Raw genomic sequence first — 18,929 nt, forward strand, 5'->3', positions numbered from 1 at the left:
CATGGCGGACAAGATTGCGGACAATACCGTGCCCGACGGCGGCGCGGCACCCGCCGCGGCCGGCGCGGGGCTGCCGCTGGCCGGGTTCACCGTGATGGACCTGTCCCGGGCACTGGCAGGGCCGTACTGCACGGCGCTGCTGGGCGACCTGGGGGCGGACGTCATCAAGGTGGAGTCCGCCAAGGGCGGGGACTCCACCCGCTCCTGGCCGCCGTTCGAGGACGAGCACTCGCTCTACTTCGACTCCACGAACCGGAACAAGCGGTCGATCGCGGTGGACTTCTACACGGAGGCCGGCCGGAAGCTGCTGTGGGACCTCGCGGTGTCCGCGGACGTGCTGGTGGAGAACTTCCGACCCGGCGTGCTGGCCACCATGGGGCTGGATCCGGAGGCACTGCGCGAGGCGAATCCTGCGCTCGTCATCGCCTCGGTCTCTGGCTTCGGGACCACCGGCCCGCTGGCCCAGGCCGCCGGGCTGGACCAGGTGGCCCAGGGGATGTCCGGACTGATGTCCGTGACCGGACCGGACGCGAAGTCCCCCACGCGGGTGGGGGTGCCGGTGATGGACCTCTACGCGGGCGTCTTCACCGCCGTGGGGATCTGCGCCTCGTTGGCCGGCCGCGCCGGCAACGGCGGTCACGGCCACGAGGTGGGGACCTCGCTGTTGGAGGCCGGGCTGGCCGTCTCGGCTTTCCAGGGTCAGAACTACCTGTCCACCGGCGCGGTTCCGGTGCCGCAGGGCAACAACCACCCGGTGCTCTCCCCTTACGGGGTGTTCCAGACGGCGGACATCCCGGCGATCATCGCGGTGGGCAACCAGGCCCATTGGGTCAAGTTCTGCGCGATCATCGGCGCCCCAGAGCTCGAGGACGATCCGCGCTTCGCCGTGGGGCGTGACCGCTCGGAGCACCGCGCCGAACTGACCGAGCTGATCGAACAGAAGCTGGTGCACCGGCCCGGACTGGAATGGATCGAGGCCTTCCGTGCCGCGGGCATCCCCACGGGGCCGATCTACACCTATGAGCAGGCCTTCGATGATCCCCAGGTGCAGGCCTTGGACATGGTGCAGACCGTGAGGAGGCTGGACGGTACGGCACTGCCGCTGCTGCGCGGCCCGCTGAGCATCAACGGCACCGCCACTGGCGTGCGCAAGGCGCCGCCGGCCCTCGGTGAGGACACCCGGTCCGTACTCGAGAACCTGGGCCTGGACGAGGGCCAGATCGCCGGCCTCGTCGAGGCGGGCATCGTGCAGGCACACCTGCCGGCGGGCAGTCGGCCGTGAGCGCGGGGACGGCACCCGGGACCACCGTGCCCGGCGGGACGGTGGAGATCTCGCAGCAGGGGGCCATCGCCACCGTGACCCTGTCCAACCCGGGGCGGCGCAACACCATGACGGAGGCCATGTGGCGGGCTCTGGAGCCGGCCTGCGCCAGACTGGCCGATGACGCATCGGTGCGGGCCGTCGTCGTCCGCGGGGCCGGCGCGGACTTCTCCGCCGGGGCGGACATCTCCGATCTGCGGGCGATCCTGCGGGACGAGGACTCCGGGCGGCATGACGGCGGTGCCGTGGCCGCCGGCGAGGCGGCCCTGGCCGGACTGCACAAGCCCACCATCGCCGCAGTCCAGGGCTACTGCCTGGGCGGCGCCTGGCAGATCGCGGCGGCCTGCGACATCCGGCTGACCTCCTCGTCGGCGACCTTCGGGATCACCCCGGCCAAGATCGGCATCGTGTACCCGACCGCAGGGATCGAGCGGCTCGTGCGCATCGCCGGGCCGGCCACCGCCAAATACCTGCTGTTCAGCGGGGACTTCGTGGACGCCGAACGGGCCCGCGTGCTGGGCCTGGTCCAGGCGGTGCACCCCGCCGAGTCCTTCTGGGACGAGGTGGACGCATTCGCCGAGCGGCTCGCGTCCCGCTCCCAGCTGTCCATCCAGGCCATGAAGGACATCGTGGACACCATTGACTCAGCGGGCGACGGGGAGCACGGCGGGGCCGAACTCGCGCGGGCCAACGAGCATTGGCAGCAACTGATGGCGACCGCCGGGGACGCCGAGGCGGGGGTCGGTGCCTTCCTGGCCAAGCGGACCCCCGAGTTCACCTGGAACGGCGGGCGAGACGTCCAGAGGCACGCCCGGCCGTCGATCGGGACGGGAGATCCCGCGCCGTGACGCCTCCGCTCCAGCACGACCCCGTGGCGCAGGCCCACCAGAACTGGGCGGGCCACGGGTGGGGGGAGTCCGCCGACGCCATGGCCGCGGTGACCTCCCTGTTCCGTGTGCAGCAGATCCTCATGGCCCGGATCGATGCTGTGCTGCGCCCCCTGGACCTGACGTTCGCCCGCTTTGAGATGCTGACCCTGCTGGGATTCTCCCGGACGGGGGCGATGCCGCTGGCCAAAGCCTCGAGCCGGCTCCAGGTCCATCCCACCTCGGTCACCAACACCGTGGAGCGCTTGGGGCAGGCCGGTCTCGTGGAGCGGCGGCCGCATCCCACGGACGGCCGGGCGAATCTCATCGCCATCACTCCACAGGGCCGTGACCTGGCACTGCAGGCGGCCCGGGAGCTCAACCGCGAGGTCTTCACCGACCTCGGTCTGCCCGCGGGGGTGCTGACCGACCTCAACCGCATCCTCGGGACGTTTCGCTATGCCGCCGGGGACTTCTCCGAGCCGAGTCCCTTGGCGGGCGGTTCGGCTGGCAGCCGACTCAGCGACGGTGACCCAGCCGGTGTCCCCGTCTTCGGAGCCACCGGGGCAGGCGCCAGGGAGGAGAAAAGGACGCCAGCCGGACCAGCTGGTGCGGAGGGTCCTGCCCCCGGGGATGCCGCGGCCACACCAGTACGCCCCAAGCGGCGCAGGTTGCCGAGAGGATAGGGCATCCTGCCGTCCTCTGGGTTCAAGGACACGCCCCTGATTTGTTTTCTGAAAGAAATAATGAGAAAATGAATAGGTCAATTTCCGGTGGTGAGCTTCCGCCTCCCCCGGTGACGGTTCGGTGTAAGCAACAGGAAGGTGCATCCCACCCATGCGTCTGGTTCCCGGTCAGTTTGTTGTCCATCCCCACCACGGCCCCGCGATCGTTCTCGATCGTCAGGTCCGGCAATTGAAGGGTAAGGACGTCGCGTATGTGGAACTGGAAATCCAGGACAAGGGATTGCGCATCTCCGTTCCCGAATCGATGGTGAAGGACATCGGTGTCCGCGATGTCAGCAGCCACACCCAGGTCCGCAAGCTGATGTCCCTCCTCGCGAAGCCGAGCGAGTACGTCGAGGAGCAGTGGTCCCGCCGGCTGAAGGCCTTCCAGGAGAAGCTGGCGACCGGTGACCTGCCCCGCGTGGCCGAAGTGGTCCGCGACCTGCACCGCCGTCAAGCCGAGAAGGACCTGTCCATGGCGGAGCGCACTCTGTACCGCGATGCCGTGGAGATCCTCGCGGCCGAGGTCGCCATCGTCCTGGACGTCTCCGTGGTCGAGGCCGAGGACGTCATGGTCCAGGCCATCGACGGCACACCGCTGAAGGACCTGGGCCTGGATCGCGGCAAGGACTCCAAGCACGCCAAGCAGGCCGCCTGACAGGTCCTGCACCCTGCCGTTCTCTGCCGTGTCGCCCTCCAGCGCGCGGGTGTGAACGAGCGTAAGAAGGCCCGCCAGCCCCCTGACCGGGGCTGGCGGGCCTTTGTGCACGGTGACGGTCCCGGTGGCTGCGGTGTGCTCGGTGGTGGCCGTGGGTGCTCGGCCGTGGCCGTGGCCATGGCGGCTCCGCTCGCGGGTTGTCAGCGCGCGGCGCGGAACACCGCCTCGGCCTGGACGAACGGCTTGGCCTGGGCAAGATGCCCGACGCCGGCCCCGCCGGCCACCAGCTCGACATCCACGATGCGCAGGGAGCGCCCTGCATGGCGCACCCGGGTGCGTGTGGCGATGGGGCCCCCGGCCGGACGGAGGAACAGGACTCGCAGCGACTGCAGGTCGAATCCCGTCCGGTCCGGCATGGGCTGCTGGGCCGCCAGCCCGGACATGATGGTCAGCGCGCCGCCGTGCACCGCGCCCTGGGGGTTCATCAGCTCGTCGTTCTCGGCAAACTGCGGACCGTTCTGGAAGTGGTCGGTGACGGAGGGCCGTTCGCCCTCGGTCGGCACGGTGTTGCCCTGCATTCCCACGAGCGAGGCCAGGGATACCTCTGTCTCTGGACCGAGCGGGAGCGAGGCCAGGCGGCTGTACTGGTCCGCTGTGGCACTGGAGCTCGGGCCGACGCTCTGGAACCACCCCGTGGCGTGGACGTAGACCGTTCCCTCGGCATCCTGCAGGGTGGCCTGGGCCATGCCACCCAGGGAATCGACGGCGGCCGCGCTCGCCCAGGACTCCAGGACGGCCCCCTCGGCGGGGTAGGGGCCGTTGAAGTTCAACTGCAGCTCGGTGGTGACGATCCAGTCCAGGTCCATGGCGGCCGCGCGGATGGCTCGTGCCAGCGTGTTGTCCAGCAGCACGGCAGCTGAGAGCCCGGTGGGGCGCCCTTCCGGGTCCAGGGACCAAGGCCCCGTCCTCAGGGTCCCGGTCCGCTCGCGTGCCCCGTGCTGCTGTGCCGCGAACAGCTGGACGCGCGTCAGCTGCTCGGTGCGGCCGAGCACCTGGGGGCGTGCGGCGGAGGGCGGCGCAGGGATCTGCGAGGTCGAGAAGGTCATTCCAGCAACCTAGCCCAGAGCGGATGCGCTCGACTCCCAGTCGTTGTGACGCGCTTCATATCACGCTATTCTCGGGGTTGCAAAGGTAACGGAATGGTAAAGATCTCACGGCGCCCCTCCGGCCCCAGAACATTTGCCCGGGCAACCGCGTCAGCTATGGGATGCGGCGGCGTGTCGGACGGGGTGACATCCCGGGGTGAAGGGGCCAAAACCCCGGAAATCCGCCAGACCGGGCTTGAAATCAGATTTCATCTCGTTAGGTTGGAGGGGATGGCAGATGATGCAGACACAGCACTGACCACCCGACCGACAGCCCCCGTGCTCCGCCCTCCGCAGACTGAGGATGGAGCGGCGTTGTGGCACATGACCAAGGACTCGGAGGTCCTCGACCTCAACTCGTCCTACTACTACCTGCTCTGGTGCCGGGACTTCGCCGACACCACCGTGATCGCTGAGATCGACGGCGAGCCGGCCGGTTTTGTCACCGGCTACCTCCGGCCTGACGCCCCCACCACGCTGATGGTGTGGCAGGTTGCCGTGACCGAGGCCGCTCGAGGCCATGGCCTGGCCTCCCGCATGTTGGACGAGCTCGTCGCCCGCACGTCCGCCGAGGCGCTGGAGACCACCATCACGGATGACAACGCGGCTTCCCAGCGACTGTTCGCCAGCCTCGCCGAGCGCTTTGGAGCGGATCACCAGATCACCCCGCTGATCACCGCGGAGATGTATCCGGACGGACATGACACGGAATACCTCCACCGCATCTCTCCCCTCGCGCAATAGTCGCGCCGTCAACGCGTCGTAGCGCTGCCGACGCCATACAGCGGCCACGCCCTGAGGCCGGCAAGCCTCAGCGCGACCCGAACGTGAATCCATCACCACTCGCCATCGCCCCCACCGACCATGCAGGCCGTCCACCACTGGGATGCCTGCCAAGAAAGGGATGAACCATGGACACCACCGTCTTCACCACCATCGAATCCGAGGTCCGCAGTTACAGCCGCGGCTGGCCCACCGTCTTCACCCAGGCCAAGGGCGCCGTCCAGACCGCTGAGGACGGCACCGAGTACCTGGACTTCTTCTCCGGCGCCGGGGCGCTGAACTACGGGCACAACCATCCGCTGCTGCAGAAGGCCCTGGTCGAGTACATCTCCAGCGATGCCCCGGTGCACTCCCTGGACATGATGACGCCGGCCAAGCGGGACTTCCTGCAGACCTTCAGCGACGTCATCCTGAAGCCGCGTGGACTGGACTACAAGGTCATGTTCCCCGGCCCGACGGGCACCAACACCGTGGAGGCCGCCCTCAAGCTGGCCCGCAAGGTGACCGGCCGCCAGCACATCCTGTCCTTCACGAACGCGTTCCACGGCATGACTCTGGGCGCGCTGTCCGTGACCGGCAACTCGATGAAGCGCAAGGGCGCCGGCATCCCGCTGACCAACAGCTCGAAGATCCCGTATGACGACTACTTCAACGGTGAGATCGAGGACTTCATGTGGCTGGAGCGTGTCCTGGAGGACTCCGGCTCCGGCGTGGACAAGCCGGCCGCCATCATCGTGGAGACCGTCCAGGGCGAGGGCGGCGTGCGTGCCGCCCGCCTCGAATGGCTCAAGCAGCTCTCCGGCCTGTGCAGCAAGCACGAGATCCTGCTGATCGTGGACGACGTCCAGGCCGGCTGCGGCCGGACCGGCACCTTCTTCAGCTTCGAAGAAGCCGGTTTCACCCCGGACATCGTCTGCGTCTCCAAGTCGATCTCCGGTTACGGCCTGCCGATGGCCCTGACCCTGTTCCGCTCCGAGCTGGACGTGTGGGAGCCCGGCGAGCACAACGGGACCTTCCGCGGCAACAACCCGGCGTTCGTCACCGCCACCGCCACCCTGAAGGAGTTCTGGGCCGACGACTCGTTCCAGAAGGGACAGCTGGCCGAGGCCATTGCCACCGTGCACGGTGCCCTGGACCAGATCGCCGCCTCCGTGGACGGTGCCTCCGTCCGTGGCCGCGGACTGCTGGCCGGCCTGCACTTCGCGGACACGGAGGTGGCTGGGAAGGTGGCCGCCGAGTCCTTCCGGAACGGCCTGCTCGTGGAGACCTCCGGCCCCGACGATGAGGTCCTGAAGCTGATGCCGGCCCTGACCACCCCGAAGGACCAGCTGGAGCGTGGCATGGGCATCATCGCCGCCGCTGTGGCCAAGGTGACCGGCACCGACGTCGCCTATCAGCCGGGAACCGGCACGCTCGCCGCCGCCTGAGTCCCTCGGCGCCCCGGCGCTTTCCTCCACGGCACCGACGGCGGTACGTTGTGCGGCACACGCCGCGCCGGCCGCCGCCGTGCCCCCTGCAGATGTACCAACCGTCCTGACCGAAAGGAATCCACATGCTGGTGACCAACCTGAATGACCTGAACGACACTGAGCGCGACATCAAGTCGGAGACCTGGCGCTCACGCCGCATGGTGCTGGCGCGCGAGGGCGTCGGCTTCTCCTTCCACGACACCGTGATCTACGCCGGCACCACCTCGACGTTCCACTACGCGAACCACATCGAGGCCGTGTACTGCGTGCAGGGCGAGGGCACCCTGACCAACGAGGTGACCGGTGAGGTGCACGAGCTCAAGGACGGCACCATGTACCTGCTGGACGGCAACGAGAAGCACACGGTGCGCGCCACCACCGAGCTGCGCATGGCCTGCGTCTTCAACCCGCCGGTGACCGGCCGCGAGACCCACGACGCCAACGGTGTCTACCAGCTCGTCTTCGAAGAGGGTTCGGACCGCAAGGTGCCGAAGAAGGCCAACGTCGAGACTGAAGCGATGGCCTGAGAGCCTGACCGCCAGCGCTCAACTGTGGCCCGGTGCCCCGAACTCCCCTTGCAGGGATCGGGGCACCGGGCCACAGTGGTATGTGGGGTGACGGGGCATAGTAGGGCCTGCACCCGTGTGGTGAGAACCACCGAAACCGCGCAAAACACCGAAGGATAGGAGAAGACCGATGACTGCAACGGCAACGCAGAACAGAATCGACACCTACCCCACCCGGAACAATGGTGAGGTCAAGGTCATGCCCCGCGAGGATGCGGTGGTGTGGGGATCCGCGTCTATTGGCCCAATGGACCAGGCGACCCTGGACGGGTTCGATGCCCGCGGGTACCTGTCGATCGACCGGCTGGTCAGCGACGACGAGGTGGCCGAGTTCCACCGAGAACTCGAACGCCTCTCGCAGGACCCGCAGGTCCGGGCGGACGAGCGCTGCGTGATCGAAGCCAGCAGCCAGGAAGTGCGCTCCGTCTTCGACGTGCACCGCATCAGTCCGGTGTTCAAGAGGATCGCCAACGACCCTCGGGTGGTGGACCGGGCTCGGCAGCTACTGGGCTCGGACGTCTACATCCACCAGTCCCGCGTGAACTTCAAGCCCGGCTTCGAGGGCAAGGAGTTCATGTGGCACTCCGACTTCGAGACGTGGCACGCGGAGGACGGCATGCCCGCCCCCCGGGCCGTCAGCATCTCGATCTCGATGACGGACAACTACTCCTACAACGGGCCCTTGATGATCATGCCCGGCTCGCACCGCGAGTATGTCTCCTGCGATGGGGCGACCCCGGAGGACAACTACCTCAAGTCCCTGGTCATGCAGGGCGCCGGGACCCCGAGCAAGCAGATCCTGACGGACTTCTACGATCGCTACGGGATCGACGTGCTGGAGGGCCAGGCCGGTGGTGCCGTCATGTTCGACAGCAACTGCATGCACGCGTCCAACGGCAACGTCACCCCGTTCCCGCGCTCCAACGTGTTCATCGTGTTCAACTCGGTGGAGAACACCATCGAGGAGCCGTACGCGGCGGCGAAGCCGCGGCCCGAGTTCGCCGGCTCGACCGACTTCACTCCGGCCGGACTGCGATAGGGCACTGACTCGCGGCCCGGGTGCCCGCTCCAGCTGGGGGCGGGCACCCGGGCCGCTGTGGCTCAACGGTCCTCAGGTGCCCCCAGCGTCTGCGGGTTCTCGGGATTCCTGGCCGGCGCGACCTGGCCCGCGTGGGTCGCCTCATCGACCAGGGGTGCATCCTCCGGGTGTGCGGCCAGGTGTTCCCGGTGGGCCTCGTCCACGTGCAGGTCGGATCCCTCCACGGACTTCGGCACCATGGACACGGCCACGAAGGAGACGATGGCCAGCGCGGCGATGTAGACGCCGATGGTCCAACTGGCGCCGGTGCGATTCAGCAGCAGCTGGGCGATCATCGGGGCGAAGGCGCCACCGATGATCGAGCCGAAGGCATAACCGATGGACACGCCGGAATAGCGGACGTTGGCCGGGAACATCTCGGCATAGAGCGCGGACTGCGGGCCGTACGAGGGGCCGAGGCCGATGGTGAGGATGACGATGGCGAGGGTGAACAGCGGCAGTGAGGCCGTGTCCAGCAGGAACCACATGGGGATCGCCCACAGGATGATGATGCCGTAGCCGATCTGGAAAGTGCGGATCTTGCCGATCCGGTCACCGAGCCTGCCGCCCAGCATGGTGAACGCCAACCAGCCGAGGCCGCCGATGAAGGAGGCCACGAGCGTGGACTCCCGGCTCATGCCCAGCACATTGGCACCGTAGGAGGCGAAGAACGCGATGACCAGATAGCCGGCCGCGTTGTTGGCGGCGAAGATCAGGGCGGCCAGGATGACGTTCTTCTTGTGGCTCTTCAGGAGCACGCCCAGGGGAGCGGCCGACTCCTTCTTGCGCAGCTGCATCTCCTTGAACACCGGGGACTCATCCACGGCGCGGCGGATGAGGTACCCCACGAGGATCAGCACCACGGAGGACAGGAACGGGATGCGCCAGCCCCAGGCCATGAACGCCTCCTCGGACATGGTGCTGGTCAGCAGCGTCATGAAGGCGGTGGCCAGCAGCATGCCGATCGGGACACCGATCTGCGGGTAGGAGCCGAAGGTGCTGCGCAGGTTGCGCGGTGCGTGCTCGACCGACATCAGGGCGGCTCCGCCCCATTCGCCGCCGGCGGAGAAGCCCTGGATGATGCGCAGGAAGATCAGGAGGATCGGTGCCCAGACGCCGATCACGGCGTGGGTGGGCAGCATGCCGATCAGGGCCGTGGCCCCGCCCATGCCGACCAGCGTGAGCACCAGGATCATCTTGCGTCCGTACTTGTCACCCAGGTGGCCGGCGACGATGGCGCCCAGGGGGCGGAACAGGAAGCTGATGCCCAGGGAGGCCCAGGAGACCACCTGCGCCAGTGGTGCGTTCTCCTCGGCCAGCGGCGCGAAGAACAGGGGCGCCAGCACGAAGGCCGCGGCCTGGGCGTAGATGAAGAAGTCGTACCACTCGATGGTGGTGCCGACGAGGGTGCCGGCGAGGACCTTGCGCTCCTCGGCGCTGCGCCGCGGGCGGGCTGCCGCTGCGGTCTGTGAATCTGCCATGGTGAGCTCCAGATGACGGGTGGGATGCTGAGGACGGTGCGGATTAGTGACTGACCGTTCGGTCACCGGACGATGATAATCCACTGTTGTGAGTCACGCCACATGCATCTCGTGGCGACTCGGCTGGTTGACCCCGCCTGCCGAGGGTGCGAATCTAATAGTGAACGATTGGTCGGTAATTGTCTTCCGTCCGGTCAGTGAACCCCTGCATCCCCATCGAACGGAGCCGAAGTGAGTGAAGCATTCCTGATCGGAGGTGCCCGCACGCCGGTCGGCCGGTACGGGGGCGCCCTCTCCTCGGTCCGGCCGGACGACCTGGCCGCCCTGGCCGTCCGCGCCGCCGTCGAGCGATCCGGGCTGGACCCGGCCGTGGTGGATGAGGTCATCTACGGCAATGCCAATGGTGCAGGCGAGGAGAACCGCAATGTCGCCCGGATGGCCTGGTTGCTCAACGGCTACCCGGACCACGTCCCCGGCATCACCGTCAACCGCCTCTGTGCCTCGGGCATGAGCGCCATCCAGATGGCCACCCACATGATCCAGGCCGGTGCGGCCGAGATCGTGGTGGCCGGCGGCGTCGAGTCCATGTCCCGGGCCCCCTGGGTCATGGAGAAGCCGGCCACGCCGTTCGCCAAGCCGGGCGAGGTCGTGGACACCTCCATCGGCTGGCGCTTCACCAACCCGGCCTTCCTGTCCGGGGAGTACTCCCGCGGCGGCAAGGCCACCTATTCCATGCCGGAGACGGCAGAGGAGGTGGCCCGGGTCTACAACATCTCGCGCGAGGACTGCGACGCCTTCGCCGTCCGGTCCCACGAACGTGCCCTCGCCGCCATCGAGGCCGGGCGCTTCGCCGAGGAGATCGCCCCCGTGACTGTCAAGGGACGCAAGGGCGCCGAGACGGTGGTGGACACCGATGAGGGGCCGCGGCCGGGCACCTCGGCCGACGTCCTCGCCGGGCTGCGCCCCGTGGTGAAGGGCGGCACCGTGGTCACCGCCGGCAACGCCTCCACCCTGAATGACGGGGCCTCCGCGATCATCGTGGCCTCCGAGGCCGCCGTGGCGAAGTACGGGCTCACGCCTCGTGCCCGGGTGCTGGCGGGCGCCTCAGCCGGGCTCGCTCCCGAGATCATGGGCATGGGCCCGGTCCCTTCCTCCCGCAAGGTGCTGGAACGCACCGGGACCGCGGTCGGTGACCTCGCCGCCGTCGAACTCAACGAGGCCTTCGCCTCGCAGTCCCTGGCGAGCCTGCGTGAGCTGGGCCTGGACGCCGGAACGGTGAACAACGACGGCGGCGCGATCGCCCTCGGACACCCGCTCGGCTCCTCCGGGTCCCGGATCGTGGTGACGCTGCTGGGCCGTCTCGAGCGAGAGGCCGGCTCTGGTGCCAAGGGCCTGGCCACGATGTGCGTCGGCGTCGGTCAGGGTGCGGCGCTGCTGGTGGAGGCGGTCTGATGGCCTCGCTGGATGCCCTGGACCCGGACAGCTTCACGACGTTGCTGGTGGAGGAGGGGGAGGACCGACTGGTGGTTCGGTTGCATCGCCCTGAGGTGCGCAATGCGATCGACCAGGTGATGGTCGATGAGCTGCACGCGGTCTGTGCCCACCTGGAGCGGACGCCCAAGGTCTTGATCCTCACGGGGACGCCATCGGACGCCGAGGCTGGGACCAAGGGGGTCTTCGCCTCGGGGGCGGACATCGCCCAATTGCGCCAGCGCCGCCGGGATGATGCCCTGGCCGGGATCAACTCCACGATCTTCGATCGGCTCTCTCGGTTGCCGATGCCGGTGATCGCCGCCCTGGACGGTTATGCCCTGGGTGGCGGCGCGGAGTTGGCGTATGCCGCGGACTTCCGGATCGGCACGGCGGCCCTGCGGATGGGCAACCCGGAGACGAACCTGGGCATCATGGCTGCCGCGGGGGCGACCTGGCGGCTGAAGGAACTCGTCGGCGAGCCGCTGGCCAAGCAGATCCTGCTGGCCGGCCGAGTCCTCACCGGGGCCGAGTGCCTGGCAGCCGGACTGATCAGCGACCTGGTCGAGCCCGAGCAGCTCCTCGAGGCCGCACAGTCGTTGGCGGACCGGATCGGTGCACAGGACCCGCTGGCGGTGCGGATCACCAAGTCGGTGTTCCATGCCCCTCGAGAGGCCCACCCGGTGATCGACACGCTGGCCCAGGGCATGCTCTTCGAGTCCGAGGCGAAGTTCGACCGCATGCAGGCCTTCCTCGATCGCAAGAACACCCAGACCAGCAAGACCACCCGGAAGACCGACTCTCCTGAGGAGCAGGCATGAGCACCGAAGATTCCATGACGGACACGGCAGTCACGGCCCCGGCGGTACCGGCCCGGGTCGGCGTGCTTGGCGGCGGTCGGATGGGTGCCGGCATCGCCCATGCTTTCCTGATCAAGGGCGCCGAGGTGGTCGTGGTCGAGCGTGATGAGGATGCTGCGGCTGCGGCCCGGGAGCGGGTGAGTGCGTCGGCAGGGGCCTCGATCGAACGCGGCGTGCTGGACGAGCCGCTGGAACAGGTCCTGGGCCGCCTCATCGTGTCCCTGGACCGAGCGGACTTCGCCGATCGGGACCTGGTGATCGAGGCGGTTCCGGAGGACTGGGAGCTGAAGGTCTCCTCCCTCAAGGACGTCGAGCGGCATCTGAACGACGGGGCGTTGCTGGCCTCGAACACCTCGAGCCTGTCCGTCACCGGACTCTCGGCCGAACTGGTGCACCCGGAGAACTTCCTGGGCCTGCATTTCTTCAACCCGGTTCCGGCCTCTGCCCTGATCGAAGTCGTGGTCGGTGCCCAGACCGCCCCCGCATGGGTGGCAGCGGCCCGGGCGTGGACCGCGGGACTGGGCAAGACCGCCGTCGTGGTCAATGACGCCCCGGGCTTCGCTTCCTCCCGCCTCGGGGTCGCGATCGCCCTGGAGGCCATGCGCATGGTCGAAGAAGGGGTGGCCACGGCCGAGGACATCGACAACGCCATGGTCCTGGGCTACAAGCACCCCACCGGGCCGCTCCAGACCACGGACATCGTCGGCCTGGACGTGCGCCTGGGCATCGCCGAGTACCTGGCCTCCACCCTGGGTGAGCGCTTTGACCCGCCCCAGATCCTGCGGGACAAGGTCGCCGCCGGCGAGCTTGGCCGCAAGACCGGACAGGGCTTCTTCACCTGGACCTGACCCTCCACCCCGTCCCGCTCAGACTCAGCGACCGGCCAACGGATTGTCGAGGTCCCCGGCGTAGGCCAGAGATCCAGCGGGGTCCGTCAGGTCGACCATCTGTCGGTTGTTCCGCAACTGCAGGCGGTTCAGGCAGGACAGCCTGAAGGTCGGCTCCAGCAGACGCAGCGCGTCGAAGCGTTCGGCCGTCTCCGGGTGCCGGGACCGGTAGTCCGTCAGGCGGCCGGCCACCACGGACCAGAACCGCTCCTCGGTGACCAGGCCCTCGCGGGCGAGCAAGGGGGCCAGGAACCGCAGGAAGCAGTCCACGATGTCCGTCAGGATGGAGAGCCCGTGGTCCTCCGGGGCCACCTCGGCCCGGAGGCGTTCGACGCCCGGGGCCAGGTCCGTCCGGTCCCCGAGCACTGCAACCTCCTCTGCCAGGTCCTTGAGTAGCACCCGCTCGGGGGCGCCGTCCCGCAGCACCAGGATCACGTTCTCCCCGTGCGGCATGAAGACCAGGTCGTGGCGGATCAGGCAGTGCACGATCGGCACCAGGTACGCGTCCAGGTAGCGTTCCAGCCACTCGGTGGCCCGCAACCCGGAACGCCGGACGTAGGCAGCGGCCAGGGAGGCTCCGTCGGCATCCGTGTGCAGCAGGGAGGCCATGGTGGCCAGCTGTTCGCCCTGGCCGATGCGCGTGGCCGGTGACTCGCGCCAGAGGGCCGCGAGCATCTTCCGGTAGGCCGAATCCCTCTCGGTGGCCGCATGGAACAGCGGATTGGCATACCCGACGGCGGCGACCTCGCGCAGCAACTGCACACGCCCCGGAGCCAGCTCGAGGTCCGCGGCGAACAGCCCCTGCAGCCAGTCGTTGATCGCCGGCGTCGCGTCCATGTACTCCGCGGACAGCCCTCGTAGGAACCCCATGTTGAGGACGGACAGGGCCGTCTTGACGTAGTGGCGCTCCGGCGCCGAACGGTTGAAGAACGTCCGGATGGATTGCTGCGGCTGGTAGAGGTCCTCCGTGGCCCCCAGGTGCACCAGGTGTCCCGTGGCCACGTCCGCGGCGAACGTCACCGACAGGCGGTGCCGCCACTGCCAGGGGTGCACCGGCAGCGGCAGGAAGTCCGCGGCGTCCAGTCCGGTGTTCCGGCAGGCCCGCTCCAGCCGCGTGCGGAACGCGGACCGCAGTTCGGGACCGAGCTCGGCCTCGAGCAGTCCGTCCAGATCCAGGCCGTCCACGGCGGTGAACCGGGTCCGGGACACATGGGCGGCCACCCACTCCAGGGGCAGGGCCGATCCGGTCTCCGGGGCCAGGTCCAGGTAGTCGTCCGAGCCCAGGCCGAGCCTGCCGTTGTTGGCCACGAAACAGGGGTGGCCCTCGGTCATGGCGGCCTCGATCCGTTGGAAGTCGGCCACGGCGTCACCCGTGCCCGCGGCGAGCTCCGCGGCGGTGGCCACCGAGTGCAACTGCTTGTAGCAGTGGGAGGCCAACGTGCTGCCGATCTCCTCCAGGTACACCGGCAGCTGCGCCGCGGACAGGCCGAGCACGTCGCGGAAGGCCGTGACGAACCGCTGGACGTCGGGCACCGCCGGTGCCCAGCCGGCGTCGTGCGCCGTTTCAGCATGTCCTGCTCTCCCGACGCGGGCACCCTCGCCGCCCTTGCGAGGCTCGCCCGGGCGCCCGGTCTGCTCCTCGCATTGCAGGGACGCGGCATCGATGTCCCAGTGGTCCAGCGCGTAGCGCCGTGCTTGGAACCGGTAGCGCACGCCGGGACCGTTCAGATGCCATGTCCCGTCCCGGAATTCGGGTTCGAGGAGCCTCTCATGCGTGAATTCGGCAAGGGCCTTGGCCAGAAGGTGGCGGTTGGCGGTGGCCCAGCGTGCCGGGGACAGGTGTGCGGTGGTCTCAGAGGGGCGACCGGTGGCGGTGGCGAAGTCTGACCGAGTGCAGAAGGACAACTGGGCCGTCTTGGCGGGGGCGCCGTCCGCCGCGGGCAGGTCCAACCGCTCCACGGGTCGGAAGCCACAGCGCGCATTCAGCGCCTGGATCGCCGTATTCCGTACATCCGGTTCGACGACGACGCGCAGCACCGCAGGATCCGCGAACAGGTGCGCCAGCGACGCCTCCATCGCGGCAGCGCTGTAGCCGGTCTCGGGGCCGCCGGCGCGGTCCGCAGTGCCCGGCCGACCGACGATCGTGGTGGCCGGGCTGCCGAGGCCCGCCGTGCCAGGAGCCGGCAGCAGCACGTGCAGTCCGGCGTCGCCGTGCCGCCACGCGTAGCGGCCGGTCAGCACTGAATGGGCCGGATCGTAGGTCTCGAGCAGGAAGGCCGGCGCCCCGCTGCTGTGCTCGTCCAGGGCGATGAGCGCGTGGTGGTGTGGATCGGCGGCGATCCGCTCGTGCTCCGCGCGGACCTGTTCCACGCTCGCTCCGGTCAGGCCCCAAAAGTGAGCTCGTTCCGTGCTGACCCAGGAGTGCAGCAGTTCGGCATCGGTAGCCGGGTCGACGGGGCGGAAGGAGAACCGGGTCGTTGCCGAAAAAGCGTCAGTGTCAGGGTCAAGGTCAGTTGCCGAGCGAATGGCAGTGGTGGTGTTCATGGTCTGAGCGGTCATCGAAGGGCCTCCTGGAGGTCTGTGGGCGGGGTGGTCTGTGTCAGGACGTCGGCTGGGTTCGCGACGTTGCTCTCGGCGGCGGCGGCTGTATGGCCAGCGGCATCGGCCGCCGGGTCAAAGGTCGCGTGGCTGCCGGGCGTCCCGAATTCCTGGAAAGCGATCCGACACTCCACCACGTAGTGCTCGCGACCGCATAGGCGGTTGACGAGCACGGAGTTGCGGTAGGCGCCCATCCCCAGGTCGGGCGCGGTGAATCCATGGGTGTGCAGCTCGGCGTTCTGGACGAACACGTCTCCGTGCCGGCCGATGCCGTAGCCGCGGTCCACGTCCCAGCGCCCGTCCGGGAGGCGGGACAGCCGCTCCTCGACGCCGGCCAGGAAGTCCGGCTGACGGTAGCCATAGCCGGTGGCCAGCACGACGGCGTCGACCTCGGTCTCTTGGATTCCGCCGTCCTCGCCGTGGCGCAGGGTCAACACCAACCGGCCGCTGTGGTCCGTGTGGCCACCGCGCTCTCGCTGATCACCGGAGCGGCTGCTCTCACGGATGTCCTCGAGCGCGGTGGCCGTCCGCAGGGTGGCCGGGGCGGGGCCGTCCACGCTGGCCGCGTAGAGGCGGTCGTAGATGCTGTTCAGCAGGTCCGCGTTGACACCCTTGTACAGGCCTTGGTGCTCCGCGCCGAGGCGATCCCGGACGGATTGCGGCAGGGCGGTGAAGTGGTCGATGTAGTCCGGGGACGTCATCTCCAGCGTCGGCTTGGTGTACTCGAGCGGGAAGAACCGGGGGGACCGGGTCAGCCACTCCACGTGCCGGTCTTTGCCGGCTCCGGCCAGCAGGTCGTCGAAGACCTCGGCGGCACTCTGCCCGCTGCCCACGACGGCGATCCGCTGGGCCGCCAGCAGCCGCTCCCGGGCAGGGAGGTAGCCGGAGGAATGGACGACGCGCGGGTCGGAGCGCAAGGTGCCGGGGACGGCGTCGGGCATCTGGGGTTCGGTGCCGGTGCCCAGGAGGAGGTTCCGCGCGGCCAGGGTGCGCGGACCGTCCGGGGTGTGGGCGGTGACAAGGTAGGCCGTGCCGTCATGGCCGATGTCCGTCACCCGATGGGCGTACCGGACCGGCAGCCGCTCGGCGGCCCAGGCGAGGTACTTCGCGTACTCGGACCGCAGGGCGTAGAAGTCCTCCCGGATGTAGAAGGGGTAGATCCGTCCCGCGTCCTTGAGGAAGGCCAGGAAGGACAGGGGGTGGGTGGGGTCAGCCAAGGAGACCAGGTCGGCCAGGAACGGCACCTGCAGGTGCGTGCCGGCCAGCATCATTCCGGGATGCCATTGGGGTGCGTCCCGCCCCTCGAGGACCACGACGTCCAGACCGGCGGGGCCGGCCAGGGCGGCGAAACCCAGGTTGAACGGTCCGGCGCCGACCGCGATCGCGTCGTGGACCACGGGGGCGCTCATGCGGCCACCTCCGATCCGGCCACGGCGCGCCCATGCCGGACCACGGCCTCCAGGATCGCCTGGACGTCCGCCGCGGTGGTGCGCGGGTTGAGCAGGGTCAGCTTCAGGTGACGCCGGCCGGCGACCGTGGTGGCGGCGACCATGGCCTCGCCGGAGCGGTACAGCGAGCGCCGGAGGAGGTCCTGCAACCGGTCCACAGCCACATCGTCCGCCCTGGGTCCCCCTCCCGGTTCGAACCGGAACACCACGGTTCCGAGCTGGACCGGGGCTGCGAGCGTGAGCTCGTCGATGTCCTCCACCAACTGGCCCGCCTCGGCGGCCAGGTCCACGGTGGCGTCGAAGAGCCCGCCGAGGACGTCGGAGCCCAGCGACCGCAGCGTCACCCACAGTTTCAAGGCGTCGAAGCGCCGGGTGGTCTGCAGCGACTTGTCCACCTGGTTGGGGCTGTCCGGGTTCTGGTCCGGGTTGAGGTAGTCGGCGTGGTGCGTGATGTGGGCGAATCGGCTGCCCTCGGCCACCAGCAGTGCACTCGAGCCGATGGGCTGGAAGAACGACTTGTGGAAGTCCACGGTCACGGAGTCCGCCCGTTCGATCCCCGCGAGACAGTGCCGGCGGGTGGGGGAGGCGAGCAGTCCGCAGCCGTAGGCGGCGTCCACGTGGAACCAAGCGCCCTTCCTCCGGGCCGCCGAGGCAAGAGCGTCCAGCGGGTCGATGGCCCCGAAGTCCGTGGTGCCCGCGGTGGCGACGACGGCCAGGGCGCGCAGTCCCCGCGCCGCGTCCTCGTCCATGGCCCTCTCCAGGGCCACCGGGTCCATGCGGTGGTTCCGGTCCACCGGGATCGGCACGACCGCATCCTCACCCAGGCCGAGGTGGACGGCAGACCGCACGATGCTGAAGTGGCTGTCCTGGGAGGCGTAGATCCGCCAGCCGGTCAGCCGCTCCGGGAGGGAGCCGGTCCCGGGAGAGACGGCACGGTTGCGGGCCATGAGCAGGGCCTGCAGGTTCGACTGGGTGCCGCCGCTCGTGAAAATCCCGTCCGCTGCCGGGCCCAGTCCGGCGAGGTCCGCGGCCCACCGCACCAGTCGCCGCTCGATCAAGGTGGCCCCGGCCGACTGGTCCCAGGTGTCCATGGAGGTGTTGATGCTGGTGACGAGAGCCTCCGCCGCCACGGCCGGCAGTGCTACCGGGCAGTTCAGGTGGGCGGCGTACCGGGGGTGGTGGAAGTACACCGCGTCGTCCAGGTAGAGCGAGGACGCCTCGGCCAGTGCGGCCTCGGTCGATCCGAGTGGTGCCGCGAGGTCGATAGCCGAGACGGACTCGTGCAGGTCCGCTGGATCCGGTCCGGTGGTCGGTGACTGCGCCCGAACGATCGCCGCGGCGGCCAGCAGGGCGGCGGTCCCGGTGTCCTGCACGAAGCGGTGCGCATTGTCGGCGGAGAGGAGGACGGAGTCCGCCGCCGGATGGCGCAGGGTGAAGACGTCAGGGTCCTGCATCGGGTCGGTCGGACTAGTCAGGCCGGCCGGACTGGTCTGCCCGGCCGGAGCGGCCGGGGCCATCTGTTCAGTGGAGCTGGGGGCTGTCATACTGTCCCTTCGTTGGTGAGGTTAGCCTTA

At 69.0% G+C, this 18,929-nt stretch carries 16 protein-coding genes; 11 read left to right on the forward strand and 5 right to left on the reverse strand.

Annotated elements, in window-relative coordinates:
* The first annotated feature begins 1 nt into the window (after position 1).
* The 4 genes from C8E99_RS13945 to C8E99_RS13960 all read left to right on the forward strand — a co-directional run bounded on the left by C8E99_RS13945 (position 2) and on the right by C8E99_RS13960 (position 3,570).
* Positions 2-1,282, forward strand: coding sequence for a CaiB/BaiF CoA transferase family protein (locus C8E99_RS13945; protein WP_115932802.1), 1,281 nt, complete (start codon positions 2-4; stop codon positions 1,280-1,282).
* Complete coding sequence (locus tag C8E99_RS13950; RefSeq protein WP_211309059.1) at positions 1,279-2,169, forward strand: enoyl-CoA hydratase/isomerase family protein; 891 nt, start codon at positions 1,279-1,281, stop codon at positions 2,167-2,169. The genes C8E99_RS13945 and C8E99_RS13950 overlap by 4 nt, the downstream gene beginning before the upstream one ends.
* A complete protein-coding gene (locus C8E99_RS13955) occupies positions 2,166-2,873 on the forward strand; it encodes a MarR family winged helix-turn-helix transcriptional regulator (RefSeq protein WP_115932804.1) in 708 nt (235 codons plus the stop codon). The genes C8E99_RS13950 and C8E99_RS13955 overlap by 4 nt, the downstream gene beginning before the upstream one ends.
* 151 nt (positions 2,874-3,024) lie before the next feature.
* The gene (locus tag C8E99_RS13960; RefSeq protein ID WP_115932805.1) at positions 3,025-3,570 is read left to right on the forward strand and encodes a CarD family transcriptional regulator; all 546 of its coding nucleotides are present in this window, start codon (positions 3,025-3,027) and stop codon (positions 3,568-3,570) included.
* Positions 3,571-3,770: 200 nt separating this feature from the next.
* Here C8E99_RS13960 and C8E99_RS13965 read toward each other — a convergent pair whose 3' ends face one another.
* Positions 3,771-4,676 carry a PaaI family thioesterase gene (locus C8E99_RS13965; RefSeq protein WP_115932806.1) on the reverse strand — a complete coding sequence of 302 codons (906 nt, stop codon included), beginning with the start codon at positions 4,674-4,676 and terminating at the stop codon, positions 3,771-3,773.
* Between the two features lie 270 nt (positions 4,677-4,946).
* On the opposite strand from C8E99_RS13965, the gene ectA reads away from it, so the two are divergent.
* The 4 genes from ectA to thpD all read left to right on the forward strand — a co-directional run bounded on the left by ectA (position 4,947) and on the right by thpD (position 8,572).
* Positions 4,947-5,459 (forward strand): diaminobutyrate acetyltransferase, encoded by a 513-nt coding sequence (gene ectA, locus C8E99_RS13970; RefSeq protein ID WP_115932807.1) that lies wholly within the window; start codon positions 4,947-4,949, stop codon positions 5,457-5,459.
* Between the two features lie 167 nt (positions 5,460-5,626).
* On the forward strand, positions 5,627-6,925 hold the full coding sequence (gene ectB, locus C8E99_RS13975) for a diaminobutyrate--2-oxoglutarate transaminase (protein WP_115932808.1): 1,299 nt from the start codon (positions 5,627-5,629) through the stop codon (positions 6,923-6,925).
* A gap of 125 nt (positions 6,926-7,050) precedes the next feature.
* Positions 7,051-7,494 carry an ectoine synthase gene (locus C8E99_RS13980; RefSeq protein ID WP_115932809.1) on the forward strand — a complete coding sequence of 148 codons (444 nt, stop codon included), beginning with the start codon at positions 7,051-7,053 and terminating at the stop codon, positions 7,492-7,494.
* A gap of 169 nt (positions 7,495-7,663) precedes the next feature.
* A complete protein-coding gene (gene thpD, locus C8E99_RS13985; RefSeq protein WP_115932810.1) occupies positions 7,664-8,572 on the forward strand; it encodes an ectoine hydroxylase in 909 nt (302 codons plus the stop codon).
* A gap of 62 nt (positions 8,573-8,634) precedes the next feature.
* Here thpD and C8E99_RS13990 read toward each other — a convergent pair whose 3' ends face one another.
* The gene (locus C8E99_RS13990; RefSeq protein ID WP_115932811.1) at positions 8,635-10,092 is read right to left on the reverse strand and encodes an MFS transporter; all 1,458 of its coding nucleotides are present in this window, start codon (positions 10,090-10,092) and stop codon (positions 8,635-8,637) included.
* A gap of 231 nt (positions 10,093-10,323) precedes the next feature.
* Here C8E99_RS13990 and C8E99_RS13995 point away from each other — a divergent pair, with 231 nt between their 5' ends.
* From C8E99_RS13995 to C8E99_RS14005, 3 genes are read left to right on the forward strand one after another with little or no spacing between them, the layout of a single operon-like run.
* The gene (locus C8E99_RS13995) at positions 10,324-11,544 is read left to right on the forward strand and encodes an acetyl-CoA C-acyltransferase (RefSeq protein WP_115932812.1); all 1,221 of its coding nucleotides are present in this window, start codon (positions 10,324-10,326) and stop codon (positions 11,542-11,544) included.
* Complete coding sequence (locus C8E99_RS14000; RefSeq protein WP_115932813.1) at positions 11,544-12,383, forward strand: enoyl-CoA hydratase/isomerase family protein; 840 nt, start codon at positions 11,544-11,546, stop codon at positions 12,381-12,383. The genes C8E99_RS13995 and C8E99_RS14000 overlap by 1 nt, the downstream gene beginning before the upstream one ends.
* A complete protein-coding gene (locus C8E99_RS14005) occupies positions 12,380-13,270 on the forward strand; it encodes a 3-hydroxyacyl-CoA dehydrogenase family protein (RefSeq protein WP_245952360.1) in 891 nt (296 codons plus the stop codon). Before C8E99_RS14000 ends, C8E99_RS14005 begins: the two co-directional genes overlap by 4 nt.
* Positions 13,271-13,294: 24 nt before the next feature.
* Here the strand turns inward: C8E99_RS14005 and C8E99_RS14010 are convergent, their stop codons facing one another.
* Genes C8E99_RS14010 through C8E99_RS14020 form a run of 3 tightly spaced genes read right to left on the reverse strand, consistent with a single transcriptional unit; the run spans position 13,295 to position 18,899 of the window.
* Positions 13,295-15,868, reverse strand: coding sequence for a GNAT family N-acetyltransferase (locus C8E99_RS14010; protein ID WP_245952362.1), 2,574 nt, complete (start codon positions 15,866-15,868; stop codon positions 13,295-13,297).
* The gene (locus C8E99_RS14015; protein ID WP_115932814.1) at positions 15,865-17,316 is read right to left on the reverse strand and encodes a lysine N(6)-hydroxylase/L-ornithine N(5)-oxygenase family protein; all 1,452 of its coding nucleotides are present in this window, start codon (positions 17,314-17,316) and stop codon (positions 15,865-15,867) included. The genes C8E99_RS14010 and C8E99_RS14015 overlap by 4 nt, the downstream gene beginning before the upstream one ends.
* Entirely contained in the window at positions 17,313-18,899 is a 1,587-nt protein-coding gene (locus tag C8E99_RS14020; RefSeq protein ID WP_115932815.1) for a pyridoxal phosphate-dependent decarboxylase family protein, read from the reverse strand. Before C8E99_RS14020 ends, C8E99_RS14015 begins: the two co-directional genes overlap by 4 nt.
* Positions 18,900-18,929: the final 30 nt, after the last annotated feature.

Origin of the sequence: Citricoccus muralis, from assembly GCF_003386075.1 — a bacterium.
GTDB lineage: Bacteria > Actinomycetota > Actinomycetes > Actinomycetales > Micrococcaceae > Citricoccus > Citricoccus muralis.

Excerpts from the sequence above, each read along its gene's own strand:
- C8E99_RS13945 (WP_115932802.1), top strand. The coding sequence starts at position 2 with ATGGCGGACAAGATTGCGGACAATACCGTGCCCGACGGCGGCGCGGCA.
- C8E99_RS13960 (WP_115932805.1), top strand. The coding sequence starts at position 3,025 with ATGCGTCTGGTTCCCGGTCAGTTTGTTGTCCATCCCCACCACGGCCCC.
- C8E99_RS13965 (WP_115932806.1), bottom strand. The coding sequence starts at position 4,676 with ATGACCTTCTCGACCTCGCAGATCCCTGCGCCGCCCTCCGCCGCACGC.
- ectA (WP_115932807.1), top strand. The coding sequence starts at position 4,947 with ATGGCAGATGATGCAGACACAGCACTGACCACCCGACCGACAGCCCCC.
- ectB (WP_115932808.1), top strand. The coding sequence starts at position 5,627 with ATGGACACCACCGTCTTCACCACCATCGAATCCGAGGTCCGCAGTTAC.
- C8E99_RS13980 (WP_115932809.1), top strand. The coding sequence starts at position 7,051 with ATGCTGGTGACCAACCTGAATGACCTGAACGACACTGAGCGCGACATC.
- thpD (WP_115932810.1), top strand. The coding sequence starts at position 7,664 with ATGACTGCAACGGCAACGCAGAACAGAATCGACACCTACCCCACCCGG.
- C8E99_RS13990 (WP_115932811.1), bottom strand. The coding sequence starts at position 10,092 with ATGGCAGATTCACAGACCGCAGCGGCAGCCCGCCCGCGGCGCAGCGCC.
- C8E99_RS14000 (WP_115932813.1), top strand. The coding sequence starts at position 11,544 with ATGGCCTCGCTGGATGCCCTGGACCCGGACAGCTTCACGACGTTGCTG.
- C8E99_RS14005 (WP_245952360.1), top strand. The coding sequence starts at position 12,380 with ATGAGCACCGAAGATTCCATGACGGACACGGCAGTCACGGCCCCGGCG.
- C8E99_RS14010 (WP_245952362.1), bottom strand. The coding sequence starts at position 15,868 with ATGACCGCTCAGACCATGAACACCACCACTGCCATTCGCTCGGCAACT.
- C8E99_RS14015 (WP_115932814.1), bottom strand. The coding sequence starts at position 17,316 with ATGAGCGCCCCCGTGGTCCACGACGCGATCGCGGTCGGCGCCGGACCG.
- C8E99_RS14020 (WP_115932815.1), bottom strand. The coding sequence starts at position 18,899 with ATGACAGCCCCCAGCTCCACTGAACAGATGGCCCCGGCCGCTCCGGCC.